The sequence below is a fragment of the Actinopolymorpha rutila genome, assembly GCF_013407855.1.
Taxonomy (GTDB): Bacteria; Actinomycetota; Actinomycetes; order Propionibacteriales; family Actinopolymorphaceae; genus Actinopolymorpha; species Actinopolymorpha rutila.
This window is the reverse complement of record NZ_JACBZH010000001.1, coordinates 61,497-73,617: the sequence shown is the minus strand read 5'-3', so window position 1 is coordinate 73,617 and position 12,121 is coordinate 61,497. Positions and strand designations below refer to the sequence as shown.

The 12,121-nt window shown below is 72.1% G+C and carries 10 protein-coding genes; 7 read left to right on the top strand and 3 right to left on the bottom strand.

The features are described from left to right. Position 1: 1 nt before the first annotated feature. Complete coding sequence (locus F4554_RS00285; protein WP_179785492.1) at positions 2–1,279, bottom strand: ABC transporter substrate-binding protein; 1,278 nt, start codon at positions 1,277–1,279, stop codon at positions 2–4. A 196-nt stretch (positions 1,280–1,475) separates the two neighbouring features. Next, complete coding sequence (locus F4554_RS00280; RefSeq protein WP_238341171.1) at positions 1,476–2,156, bottom strand: EcsC family protein; 681 nt, start codon at positions 2,154–2,156, stop codon at positions 1,476–1,478. 273 nt (positions 2,157–2,429) lie between these two features. On the opposite strand from F4554_RS00280, the gene aat reads away from it, so the two are divergent. After that, positions 2,430–3,149, top strand: coding sequence for a leucyl/phenylalanyl-tRNA--protein transferase (gene aat, locus F4554_RS00275; protein WP_179785491.1), 720 nt, complete (start codon positions 2,430–2,432; stop codon positions 3,147–3,149). Here aat and F4554_RS00270 read toward each other — a convergent pair. Then, complete coding sequence (locus F4554_RS00270; protein ID WP_179785490.1) at positions 3,065–3,487, bottom strand: hypothetical protein; 423 nt, start codon at positions 3,485–3,487, stop codon at positions 3,065–3,067. The genes aat and F4554_RS00270 overlap by 85 nt on opposite strands. A gap of 102 nt (positions 3,488–3,589) precedes the next feature. Here F4554_RS00270 and F4554_RS00265 point away from each other — a divergent pair, with 102 nt between their 5' ends. From F4554_RS00265 to F4554_RS00240, 6 genes are all read left to right on the top strand, one after another. Continuing rightward, positions 3,590–4,492: an Fpg/Nei family DNA glycosylase gene (locus F4554_RS00265; protein WP_179785489.1), complete on the top strand. Its 903-nt coding sequence runs from the start codon at positions 3,590–3,592 to the stop codon at positions 4,490–4,492. Positions 4,493–4,744: 252 nt separating this feature from the next. Continuing rightward, complete coding sequence (locus F4554_RS00260; RefSeq protein ID WP_179785488.1) at positions 4,745–6,304, top strand: oligosaccharide flippase family protein; 1,560 nt, start codon at positions 4,745–4,747, stop codon at positions 6,302–6,304. A gap of 8 nt (positions 6,305–6,312) precedes the next feature. Further along, positions 6,313–8,457 (top strand): DUF5693 family protein, encoded by a 2,145-nt coding sequence (locus F4554_RS00255; protein ID WP_179785487.1) that lies wholly within the window; start codon positions 6,313–6,315, stop codon positions 8,455–8,457. Continuing rightward, a complete protein-coding gene (csaB, locus tag F4554_RS00250) occupies positions 8,454–9,587 on the top strand; it encodes a polysaccharide pyruvyl transferase CsaB (RefSeq protein ID WP_179785486.1) in 1,134 nt (377 codons plus the stop codon). The genes F4554_RS00255 and csaB overlap by 4 nt, the downstream gene beginning before the upstream one ends. Before the next feature lie 219 nt (positions 9,588–9,806). Continuing rightward, positions 9,807–11,621 (top strand): conjugal transfer protein, encoded by a 1,815-nt coding sequence (locus tag F4554_RS00245; RefSeq protein ID WP_179785485.1) that lies wholly within the window; start codon positions 9,807–9,809, stop codon positions 11,619–11,621. A 152-nt stretch (positions 11,622–11,773) separates the two neighbouring features. Beyond that, positions 11,774–12,046, top strand: coding sequence for a hypothetical protein (locus F4554_RS00240; protein ID WP_179785484.1), 273 nt, complete (start codon positions 11,774–11,776; stop codon positions 12,044–12,046). The last annotated feature ends 75 nt before the right edge of the window (positions 12,047–12,121 follow it).

The window sequence follows — 12,121 nt, the reverse complement described above, 5'->3', positions numbered from 1 at the left end:
GTCAGATCAACCCCAGGTGGGAGAGCTGTCGGTCGGCTTCGGCGAGCGCGTCCTTCCACGCCCGGTCCGGGTTCTTGCCGGCACTCCAGATGTTGGTGATCTGGTCGGAGAACGCCGGCCCGACGACGTTGTCGTACGGACTGAGGTAGACCGGCTTGACGCTCTTCGCCGAGGTGGCGAAGACCTCGTTGATGACCTGACCGCCGTAGAACTTGTCCTTCACCTGTGCCCGCCGGTCCTCCAGCGAGGCGATCGCGGAGGGGTAGAGCTGCATCTCGTTCAGCCCGTAGATCAGCTGGTTCTCCGGTGACTGGAGGTACTTGATCACCTTGAACGCGGCCTCGGGGTCGCGGCACGACTTCGGGATGCCGAGGAACGAGCCGCCGCTGTTGCCGGCGCCGCCGGGTGCCCGGCAGACCCGCCACTTGCCGGACGTGCCCGACGCCGCGTCGGTGAGGACCTGGCCCATCCAGACCGCGCCGACGAACGACGCGACCCGGCCGGTGCTCATGGCGGCGTTCCAGTCACTGGTCCAGTCGTTGGTGTTGGAGGTGATCTTGCGGTGGTACGCGTCCACCGCGAGGTCCCAGGGCTGGCGCACCTGCGGCCCGTTGCCGATGAAGTGGTTCTTCTCGTCCATGTAGCGCTTGCCCTGCTGGGCCAGCGCCTGGTTGTAGACCATGTCGACGTTGGGCATCATGTACGTCTTCGGCAGCTTCTTGACCAGGGTCGAGCCGGCCTCGAGGTACTTCTCCCAGGTGGACATCTGTGCGGCCACCTGGTCGGGCTCACTGGGCAGCCCGGCCTTGTCGAACAGGTCGTGCCGGTAGAAGAGCGCCGTGGGCCCGGTGTCCATCGGGAAGCCGACCATCCGGCCGTCGGGGCTGACCCCGCGCTGCCACTTCCAGTCGAGGAACTCCGACTCGACGTCCTTGGCGCCGACGTCGAACAGGTCGACGAACTGGTCGGCGTCGGGGAAGTACGTCGCGACGTCCTCGTTCAGGCCGACGATGTCGGGGATGTAGGCCTTGCCGGCCAGGCTGGTGAGGAACTTCGACTTGAAGTCGCCGCCGATCTTCTGCGCGGTCAGCTTGACGCCGGTCGCCTTGGGCGTCTTCGCCAGCAGTGTGTCGCTGATCGAACGGTTCCAGTACCAGAGGCTCAGGGTGCCTTCGGGAGTGAGGTAGGAACCCCGGGTGCCACAACCTGAGGTGCCGAGAAGTGCGGTGCCAAGGAGTCCAGAGGCCGCCGCGAGAAACGTGCGTCGGTTGGGCGCCATGTTCACCTCGTTTCGTGAGACGAGCATCGATGAGAACAGGCGCCTGCGGAGTCGACGACGAGGCCGCGCACGCCCGGCTTGCTTCGACGGCGCGCAGGGGTTTCGTCGAAGCGTTTCCGCAGCGTATGGCCTAGGTGGAGCGGGTGGAAGACGCTTTCCGATTCCGGACTTTGTTCGGAATGCCGAACGCTTGACGTTATGCCGAACGTCGAGGTGGAAGCTCACTCTGCGCGTACCGGCCCACGCGGTACGTCGCCACGGCGTCCACGACGGCGCCGACTCCGCCGCCGAGGAGCGGGATCCGCCGGCCCACGGTGAGGCTGAGCCGCTTGCCGCCGACCTGGGCGGCGAGGATCGCGCCGAGCTCGGTCGCCACCCGGTGGTCGAGCTCCGCGTCGTGCACCGGAGCGGTCGCGATCGCCAGCGGAGTGGACGGAAGCGAGCCCTTGCGGACGAGTTCGGTCACCGCCTCGTCGCCGAGCAGGCAGGCGGTGACCGCCGTCCGGATGCGGGGGTCGCTGAGGTCGTACCCGCGCAGGTGGGCGATCGCCGCGACCATCCTGGCCTGGAGTGCGGCGAGTCCGGTGATGTTGGCCGGCAGGGCGAGCGGAAGGATCGCGAACCCGCCGAGGCTGGTCACGAACCCCTGTGCGCCGGCCAGCCGGACGTGCTGCTCGACCACCTCGTCGGCGGCCCTGGTGTGGTCGCCCTCGGCGCGGGCCAGGTGCCGGTCGGCGACCGCCAGCGCACCGGGGAACCGGCCGCGGCCGTCGATGGCGGCGTCCAGGACGTTGCGGAACAGTCCCGCCGCGGCCCGAGGTGTCACCTGGCGGGCCATCGGCCCCAGGCTGCGCGCGACCATCTTTCCTACGGCCATGGTCCACCTGTCCATTCGACGAGAGATCTGTAGGAGATCTGTACGGATCCGATCGACGGGAGCGCTGGCCGGTGAGCCCCTGGCCGGCTCCGTCCTGGACGAGCGATCTGACGAAACGATACGTCCTGATGCCGGGTTCCGCGCGGCTGGTCGGATCTCGCCCCCTTCCGTCCCCGTGCGACGGGCTCGCGACCGCGCCCGGCGGGGGCCTGGACGGAACCCCGAGCCGACGTCGCCCGAGCGGGCAGCCGCCGGCTTGGGCAGGATGGGTGCGTGCCCACCGATCTGCCGCCCTCCCGTTGGGAGTTCCCCACACCCGACCTCGCCGGTGACGAGGACCTCGTGGGTCAGGGCGCCGACCTGGACCCGGCGACGATCCTCGCCGCGTACCGCAAGGGGATCTTCCCGATGCCGGTCCGGCGCTCGGCGCCGACCGCATGGTGGTCGCCGGCCCAGCGGGGCATCCTCCCGGTGACCGGCCTGCGGGTGTCGCGGTCGCTGCGGCAGTCGTGCGCGCGGTTCACCGTCCGGGTGGACACGGTGTTTCCCGACGTCATCGAGGCCTGCGCCGACCCCGGTCGGCCGGGCGGCTGGATCACCCCGGAGATCACCGCCGCGTACGTCCGGCTGCACGAGCTCGGCTGGGCGCACTCGGTGGAGGCGTGGACTCCCGAGGGCCAGCTCGCCGGGGGGTTGTACGGACTGGTGATCGGCGGGTTGTTCGCGGGCGAGTCGATGTTCCACCGGGTCCGGGACGCCTCGAAGGTCGCCCTGGTCGGCCTGGTCGACCTCCTCGCCAAGGAGCCGGACCCCGAGCTGCGCCTGCTCGACCTGCAGTGGCGAACGCCGCACCTGGCGTCGCTGGGTGCGATCGAGATCCCGCGCGCGGAGTACCTCGCCCGGCTCGATCAGGCGCTGCGGCTGTCCAGCCCGCCGGCGTTCGGTGGGCGGACCGAGGAGCCGCGGTGGGTGGGAAACGCCCGCGGCAGGTAGGACGGGTCCCGCGGGCGCCGGTCGCCGGACCCGATTCGCACGATCGTCTCGGTGTCGTCGTCGGCATCGTCGTAGGAGCTGTCGTAGGCGTCGTGGGAGTCGGTGTGGCTGTCGTGCGAAGGGAGCTGCGTACCGCGGGCGAGGAGGTCGGACAGCAGGTGCGCGTCTCGCGGCCGCAGCCGGAACGACCCGACGCAGGTGTCGTCCCGCCACAGCGACAGGACGACCAGCCCGTCGGATCCCACCTGCGGGTGCCAGTTGACCCGCAGGGTGCGGTCGTCTCCGCGTACGTCGAGGAAGACCTCGCCGTGAACCGGCAGCGGGGTGACGTCGGACATGCGTCGATCATGCCGCGATTTCTCCGCCTCGCATACCCCGGGACGGTTCCACGGGCACAGATCGACTGGTCCGGAACCTGCCACCCGGGGCAGGATGTGGGCATGCCCGAGTTGCCCGAGGTGGAGGCGCTGGCCGAGTTCCTGCGCGAGGAGGCCGTCGGCCGCACGGTGACGCGCGTGGACGCGGTGGCGATCAGCGCGCTCAAGACGTTCCAGCCGCCCATCACCGACCTCGCCGGCCGGACGATCGCGGCGGTCGGCAGGTACGGCAAGTTCCTGGACCTCACCATGCGCGCGCAGGGGAGCACGGAGGGCAGTGCCGAGGTTGCCGGCGACCTGCACCTGATCGTCCACCTGGCCCGGGCCGGCTGGCTGCGGTGGAGCACCTCGCTGGCGGAAAAGCCGCCGCGTCCGGGCAAGGGCCCGCTGGCGGTACGCGTGCACCTCGGCGACGGCATGGGGTTCGACCTCACCGAGGCCGGCACCCAGAAGCGACTGGCGACCTACGTCGTCACCGACCCCGCACTCGTACCCGGCGTCTCCCGCCTCGGCCCGGACCCGCTGGCCGACGAGTTCACCGAGCAGGCCCTGGGCGACGTCCTCAAGGCCGCCGGTCGGGCCCAGCTCAAGGGCATCCTGACCGACCAGGCGCGCATCGCCGGCATCGGCAACGCCTATTCGGACGAGATCCTGCACGCCGCGCGGCTCTCGCCGTTCAAGCCGGCGAACGGCCTCTCCGGCGCCGAGACCGCCACGTTGTACGCCGCGGTTCGTTCGGTGCTCACCGATGCCGCGGTCCGTGCGCGGGGGCTGGCCGCCAAGGACCTCAAGGCGGAGAAGAAGACCAACCTCGCGGTGCACGGGCGTACCGGGCAGCCGTGCCCGGTGTGCGGCGACACGGTGCGCGAGGTGTCGTTCGCCGACTCGAGCCTGCAGTACTGCCCCACCTGCCAGACCGGCGGCAAGCCGCTCGCGGACCGTAGGTTGTCCCGCCTGCTGAAGTAGTTCGCGGTCGACTCCCGTCTCCGGGAGTGCCGACGCCGGTACCCACGCCAGGCGCAACGACAGTCTCAACATGTGTCCGAGCCGTCCGTGAATCCGTACGGACGGCGCCGCCGCGGGACCCGTGGGCAGTGCCGCACACGAAGGCAGCCTAGGGTGACCAGGCAGAAGAGGCCGCCTGGCAGTCGACGCAGCAATGCACTCGACGTGGTGCCGGCGGCCTCCCACCTCACCACACACTTCGGAGGACCAGCGGTGCGCCACGCCGCACCCCAGCGGGGGAACCTGGGTTCGGCCATGGTCGCGCTGACCGCGGCCCGACTGGCGTCCGTGGTCGCGCAGTTCCTGGCCGGTGTGGTCGCGGCCCGACTGCTCGACCCGGCCGCGCTCGGCGTCTCCGGGGTCGGCCTCACTCTCGGCTGGGCGATCGCCATTGTCGCCAACGGCGGCCTGAACATCTCCGCCGTCTACTTCCTCGGCCGCCGTCCCGGCGAGCAGCGAGCCGTCGTCGGTGCCGTCCTCGGGCTCACCCTGGGGGCGCTCGTGGTCGGTGCGGTGCTCACCGCCGGAGCCGGCGTCGTCGTCGGCCCGCTCGTGGTGGGCCGGCAGGTGCCGCTGCTGATCGGCGCCGCCGCGGTGATCGCGCTGGCCACGGTGGGGTACGAGGTGGTCGGTGCGCTGCTGCTCGGCCTGCATCGCCGCGGGGCGTACGTCTTTGCCGACGTGGCCCGCAGTGCCGCGACGTTCGGGTGCACGGTGCTCATCCTCGCCGTGGTCAGCCGGACCGCGGAGGGCTACGTCCTCGCGACCGGGCTCGGCATCGCCGTACCCGCGCTCGTCGCCCTGGTCGTGTTGCGCCGCGCGACCGGGTCGATCCGGCCGAGGTTCGACCGGGAGTTCTCCCGGGACGCGATGCGGCTCGGCCTGGCGGGGCAGCTCGGCAACGTGCTGACGTTCCTCAACCTGCGGCTGGACCTGTTGTTGGTGCCGGCGTTGCTCCGGCTCGACCTCGCCGGCGTCTACTTCGTCGCCACCCGGGTCGCGGAGGTCGTCGGCCAGCCGTCGACGGCCGCGTCGTCGATGCTGTTCCCGCACGTCTCCGCCCAGACCGACCCGCGGGACACCGCGACCACGGAACGCACCTCGCGGATCACCCTGCTGACCACGCTGGCGGCTGTCGTCGTCCTCGCGGCGGTGGCGCCGCTGGTGCTCGGGCTGTTCTTCGGCCCGACGTACCGCCGGGGCACCACGGCACTGCTCCTCCTGCTCGCCTCGATGCTGCCGCTCGCGCTGGCCCGGATCCTCGCCGCCGACCTGAAGGGACGCGGACGGCCGGGCCTGGTGTCGGTGGGTACCGGCGTGGGCGCGATCCTCACGGTGGCTGCCGACCTGGCCCTGATCCCGCTGCTCGGCATCGAGGGCGCGGCGCTGGCGTCGGTGATCGCCTACGCCGGGACGGCCGGGGTCCTGCTCGGCTGCTACCGCCAGGTGACCGGCGCCCGACTGCTCGCCCTGATGCCCCGGCCCTCCGACGTCGGTGACGTGGTGCGACTGGTACGCGGGCGGCTGCGCCGGTCCGGTGGCGCGCCGGATTCCACTCCGTCTCCGGACGGGGCGGCGAGCGCGGGATCGGCCGACGGCTCCGGGCCCGGGTCGACGGCCGGGTCGACACCGGAGCGGGAACCGGCGTACACGCCGAGGCACGCGGCGAGGGCCACGCCTGGACCGACGTCGGACGCCGTACCGCACGAGATGCCCCCGGTGGACGTGGCCGAGGAGGCGCGTCGGTCCGGCGCTCACCGAGATCCGGTATGAGGTTCCCCGTGAAACCAGCCCGGGTCGCGCTCGGCTGCTTACTCGCGGTCATGCTCGTGCTGCCCGGGCTGGGGACGCGGATCCTCGCCGAACACCGTTCGAACGCGGTGAACGTCGCCGCCGTCGACTCCTCCGTGGGCAACTGGACCGACGGCCAAGGCACCTCGGGGATGTCCGACGTGCTGAAGCGGGTACGCAGCAGCGGAGTCGGGGCGCTGGTGGTCGGCATGCGGTCGGTGCGCGACTACGTCGAGTCCGGTGACCTCACACCGGTCGACGTACGCCGCGCCGGGCGGGGCGAGATCCCGGCCGCGATGGAACGACCCGGCCAGGCCATCGTCATCCGGGGCCGTCCGTACGACCCGGACGGGACATTCGCGCGGGCCGTCGAGGCACTGACCACCCGCTTCGGTGACCGCGTGAGCACCGCGACCACGCCGGACATGGTGCCCTATCTCCGCGTCGCCGGAGCGCGTGACCTGGACGACGTCCCGGTCGGCTACGACCTGGGCCGGCTGAGGTTGCTGTGGCAGGCCGGGTTCCACGTGGTGCTGGCGCTGCCCGCCCGGGTGACGTCCGGCCGGACCTGGCTGGAGGCCGAACTCGACCAGGCGGCGTCGATGGCGGGAAGCCGGACGGTTCTCGCGCTCGGTCCACTGCCCTTCGCGGGCGGAAGCGTTGCCGACCTGAACGGGTTCACCGAGTTCCTGCGTTCGCGCGACTTCGACCTCGCGCTCCCCGACATGTACTCCCCGGCCGGCGACGTGGCGTACGCCAGTCGGCTGCCCGGCCGGCTGATCCGCACCCACGTCATCTCCGTCACCACCGACTACGACCGGCAGGGCATGGTGGTGCGCGCCCACCGCGCCGAGAAGGAACGCGGTGTCCGGTTGGTAATCCTGCGCGCCTCGGGCACCGATCCGCGGTCGCAGCTGCCGCTGTCCACCGTCCTGGACCTCGTCCCGCCGCTGACCCGCGACTTTCCCGTCGGGCTGCACCTCGGCACGCCCGAGGCGCTGGCCGCCGTGGAACCCGAGCTGTGGGCACGGGCGCTGGTTCTCGCCGGCGGGCTGGTGCTGCTCGCGATGGCCGCGTTCTGGTGGCTCGGCTCGATGGCGCGGCGCCGGATGGCCGCGACGATCACCGCCGCCGGAGTCGCGCTGACCGGGGTCGCCGGGCTCGCGGCCCTGGTCACCGACCGGCTGCTGCCCTGGCAACTCGTGACGTTCGTGGTCGGGTCCGCCGGCGCGGTCCTGTCCGTCCTGGCGGCGATGAGGTCGGCGGCCGGTCCGGTCCGGCTGGTGGAGTTGACAGGGTTGGCGGGGTGGGGGGAGTCGCCGAGAGGGGCTCGGCGTGAGGGCTGGGGCCGGGCGCTCTCGGCGTACGCCCTCGGGGTGTGGGTCGCGGTGACCACCGGAGTCGTGGTCGCCGCCTTCGGCGCCCGGAGCCTTTCCATGGTCGGCCTGGCGCCGTTCATCGGGGTGAAGGCGCTGCTGGTGGGCCCGCCGGTGCTGGTCGCGGTGTATGCGCTGCTGCTGTACGCCCGTAGGCGCCGAGCCTCTCTGCACGGTGCCGGCGCGGGTGCACCGGCACCGCCGTGGGGAAGGCGGCTGACCCGGGCGATCCGGGCGGTGCGGCCGCGGCACATCCTCGTCACCGCGGTGGCGCTCGCCCTGATCGGTTACCTGCTGCTGCGTTCGGGCAACTCCGGTGCCGCGCCCGGCTTCGAACTCTCGCTCCGTGACACCCTCGACGAGGCGTTGTACATCCGGCCGCGGTTCAAGGAGGCGTTCCTCGGGCTGCCTGCGCTGGTGGTCGCGCTGCTGCTGACGGCGCGCGGCGGCCGGTTCGGTGTCGGCTGGGTGGCGGCGGTGGTCGCCGCGGTCGGTACGGCCAGCACGGTGGACACGTTCGGTCACTTCCACACGCCGGTGGCGGCGGCCCTGCTGCGCACGGTGTACGCCTGCGCGTGCGGGCTCGTGCTCGGCGCCCTCGCGGCGGCGGTACTCGCCTGGCTTACCGCCCGGCCGAGGTCGGGCGGTAAGCGGTCGAAGTCGGGGGCGAGGCGGGCCGGCCAGTCGAGGCGATCGGGGCAGTCGGGGCAGTCGGGTGCACGCGTTGCGCCCACGAGGCAGGAGGACGTACGCGGATGAGAATCGCGCTGCTCGGTTACTTCGGGTTCGGCAACGCGGGGGACGAGGCGATCCTCGCGGCCGAGATCGCGGCGCTGCGGTCGGCGTTCGCGGCGGAGTCCCTGGCGGGGGTATCCGCTGCGACCTCGACGGGAGAAGCCGAGCCCACGTTCGTGGTGATCTCCGGCGACCCGGACCACACCCGGCGCACGCACGGGGTGGACGCGGTGTCGCGCACCGACGTCCGGGCCGTGCTGGCCGCCCTGCGCGGAAGCGCCGCGCTGGTCGCCGGTGGCGGCAGCCTGCTCCAGGACGTCACCAGCGCCCGGCCGGTCGCGTTCTACGCCGGCACCATGTTGGCCGCGCGGGCGGTGGGTACGCCGGTGTTCGTGTACGCGCAGGGACTTGGTCCGGTGCGGCGGCCGGTCAACCGCGCCCTGACCGGGGCCGCGCTGCGGGCGTCGCGGTACGTCGCGTTGCGAGACGCCGCCTCGGTGGCGCTGGCCGAACGGCTCGGCGTCCGGGACGTCGACCTCGTACCCGACCCGGTTCTCGGTGTCGACCTGTCGGCGGGTCACGTGCCCTCGCTCGGCGGCGAGCGGCCCCGGCTGGCGGTCGCACTCCGGCCGTGGGCGGGCTCGGAGCACTGGTTGCCCGCGGTGCGTTCGGCGCTGGCCGAACTCGCGGCCGACGCCGACGTCGTACTCGTGCCGTTCCACGCCGGCCAGGACGCCGACCTGGCCCGTGACCTGGCCCGCGACCTCGGCGACGGTGCCGAGGTGGCCGACGCCGGGCCCGCCGGCGACGAGCACCAGGCCGCGCTGGACGCGGTGGCCGGCGCCACCGCCGTACTCGGCATGCGGCTGCACGCGCTGATCGCGGCCGCCGGAGCCGGCCGGCCGTTCGTGGCGTTGTCGTACGACCCGAAGGTGACGGCGTTCGCCGACCGGGTGGGCCAACCCGTGGCCGCCACGCTGCCGGGTCCCGCCGACGGCGCCGCGGACCGGGACGAGTTGCGGCAGAACGTGGTGGCGGCCGTACGCAAGGCGCTCCAGGGGCCGGACCAGTCCTACCTCGACCGGCTCGCCGTCCTGCGCGCCGACGCCACCCGCCCCGCGACCACGATCGCCCGATCCCTCCTCGGCCACTGACGTCGCGAGGTCCTGCGGCCGGCCGTATGTCCGCTTCGTACATGTTTGGATACTCGGCGAGTAGCTGACACGGCTGGTCTCCCGCATCGTGGAGAAACGCTCGAACGCCCGATAACGGATGACCCGCGTTCGGACATCGTGGCCCCCACCGGCAGGCATTAGGGGGTCATGGACGCCTATCGTGACTACTACGGGCAAGTAGCCGAGAACAGTAGGGTCATGACAGAACCGAACGAACCGACTACACCGCTGGCGCGGATGCGGTTCTCCTGGCAGCGGGGCGGCAACGTCTCCGATGCGCCGGAGGCGACGGACGACGCCTCGGTCGACGAGGCGTCGCCCGGCGAGGACGCCGCCGAGCAGGCTGCCGTCGAGCCGGAATCCGCCGAGCGGGCTGCCGCCCAGGACGCCGACGACCTCCGTGCTTCCGGTAGGCCGAAATCGGCCCCGGCGTCGCGACCCGAGCGTGCTCCCACGCCAGAGCCGGGGCAGTCGGCCCAGCCGGTCCAGGAGCGCCAGTCGGGCGAGGAGCCCCGGCCGGACCAGGAGCCCCAGCCGGCGCGGGAAGCTCAGCCGACCTCGGATCTGCCGGAGACCGCTGGCTCTTCCCCGGCACGCTCGTCCGCGGCGCCGCCGGCCGGGCCGAACGAACCGACCACGCCTACCAACGGCCACGCCGTCACCGGTGACTCCGGTCCGGCGGTGTCCAGGCGGGTGAGGGAGGAGGCCCGCAACCGGCGGGACGAGTCGCGGTCGGAGCCACCTGAGCCTGACGTCGACGACCCGGCCTGGGCCGCCACTGACCTCGGCGAACTCGACGACGCGCCTGCCAAGCCCGAAAGCAGACGCCAGCGCAAGCACCGCGAACGCCAGGAGCGGAAGAGCCGGGCCGCCCAGGCCAAGGCCGCCCAGAAGAACGCCCAGAAGAACGCCCAGAAGAACGCCCAGAAGCCCGCGCGGACCAGGTCCGCACCGGCACCCGTCCCGACCGCCTCGAAGCGGAGCCGGCGAAACCGCGGCGACTTCGACGTGCCGGCACCCGGAGGCCGCTTCTCCGGTGGCCGCGCCGCTCACGCCGGGCTGCGGGTCGCGCTCGTCGTCACCGCCTGTCTGATGGCCCTCGGCGTCGTCGCGTACGCCGCGTTCGCGCTCGGGATCTCCACCGGACGGGACAACAACCCCCGGCTGAGCGGGGCCGACCTCGCTCGTTACCGCCTCACCGCGTTCCCGACCGCCGAGGCAGGCCAGTTCGCCGCCGACTACGCGCGGCTCTGCTTCACCCACGACCCCACGCCGGGCGCCAACGACGCGCGCGAGCGACAACTGGCGCGATATGTCTCGAGCGGCACCGACCCCCGCTGCGGATGGAACGGCGAGGGTTCCCAGAGCGTCGCCGACTCGACGTGGACCGGTGACTCCGAGCCCATCGACGTACCCGGCCTGCAGGGCAACGCCAGGATGATGACCGTACGAGTGCTGACCGAGTCCGGCAGCAGCCGGATCGTCACCGTCCCCGTCTACGTCGCCGACCTGGCCAACGCCAACGGCATGCGGATCGTCGGCGACATCGGCGAGATGCCCCAGCCCAACCTCGCGGCCGCCCCGGAGGTCAAGCCGCCGTCGGCGACGGACTCCCGGCTGAGCGAGGCGCTCACCCAGGGACAGTTCTTCGAGCAGTTCTTCACCGCGTGGGGCGCGTCCGACGGGCCGGCGCTGCAGCGGTTGGTGACGCCGAACGCCACCGCTCGCACCAGGGCCGGCCTCAACCGCGTCCTGGTCTCGCCGACCATCCAGGAAGCCAGGGTGTTCCTGCCGAAGGGCGCCGATCCGTCCACGCCGTACGAATGGAAGACCGGGCAGACCACGCAGGCCTGGGTGTGGGTGGTCTGGCAGACGCCGGGTGAGGGATCCAAGGCGACCGAGACCCGCGCCTACCGGCTCCAGTTGGAGAAGACCACGCAGGCGAGCAGCCCGACCCAGGAATGGGCGGTGCGCGACATCCAGGGAGGTATCCCCGACGTCAAGGGTGGATAGACGTGTTCGCGCGCGCTCGGGTGGCGAGTTCACTACAGTGCACGCGCCGCGTGTGTCACCCGGGCAGCCAAGGACGACCCAGGTCCACGGAGCGTCAACAACGACGGGCGTCGCAGACGTACGTCACCAAGGAACGAGGGAGGTGAGCCGAGGTGACCGGAATCTGGATTCTCGCGTCGGGGGGTTCCCAGCTCGACGCGCTCTTCGGCCGAATCGAACGATTGCTGGCCGGGGTGGCCATCGGTGCCCTGACCGTGGCCATCATCATCATCGGGTTCAAGATCATGTTCGCGATCCGGCGGGGTGACAACTTCCGCGAGGCGATCCAGAACATGGGCGTGGTGGCGTTCGCCGCGCTGCTGATCGGTGGTGCGTCCGGGATCGCCTCACTGCTGAGCGCGATCGGCCGGCAGATCGGCGGCTGAGCACGGCACGCCGGCAGACAGTCGGGCGTGCCGAGCGGGCTGGAGCAGGCACCAGGTGCCCGTGCCCGCCCACCG

Coding starts and splice junctions, on each gene's coding strand:
- F4554_RS00280 (WP_238341171.1), bottom strand. CDS start 2,156: ATGGCCGTAGGAAAGATGGTCGCGCGCAGCCTGGGGCCGATGGCCCGC.
- csaB (WP_179785486.1), top strand. CDS start 8,454: ATGAGAATCGCGCTGCTCGGTTACTTCGGGTTCGGCAACGCGGGGGAC.
- F4554_RS00270 (WP_179785490.1), bottom strand. CDS start 3,487: ATGTCCGACGTCACCCCGCTGCCGGTTCACGGCGAGGTCTTCCTCGAC.
- F4554_RS00265 (WP_179785489.1), top strand. CDS start 3,590: ATGCCCGAGTTGCCCGAGGTGGAGGCGCTGGCCGAGTTCCTGCGCGAG.
- F4554_RS00245 (WP_179785485.1), top strand. CDS start 9,807: ATGACAGAACCGAACGAACCGACTACACCGCTGGCGCGGATGCGGTTC.
- F4554_RS00285 (WP_179785492.1), bottom strand. CDS start 1,279: ATGGCGCCCAACCGACGCACGTTTCTCGCGGCGGCCTCTGGACTCCTT.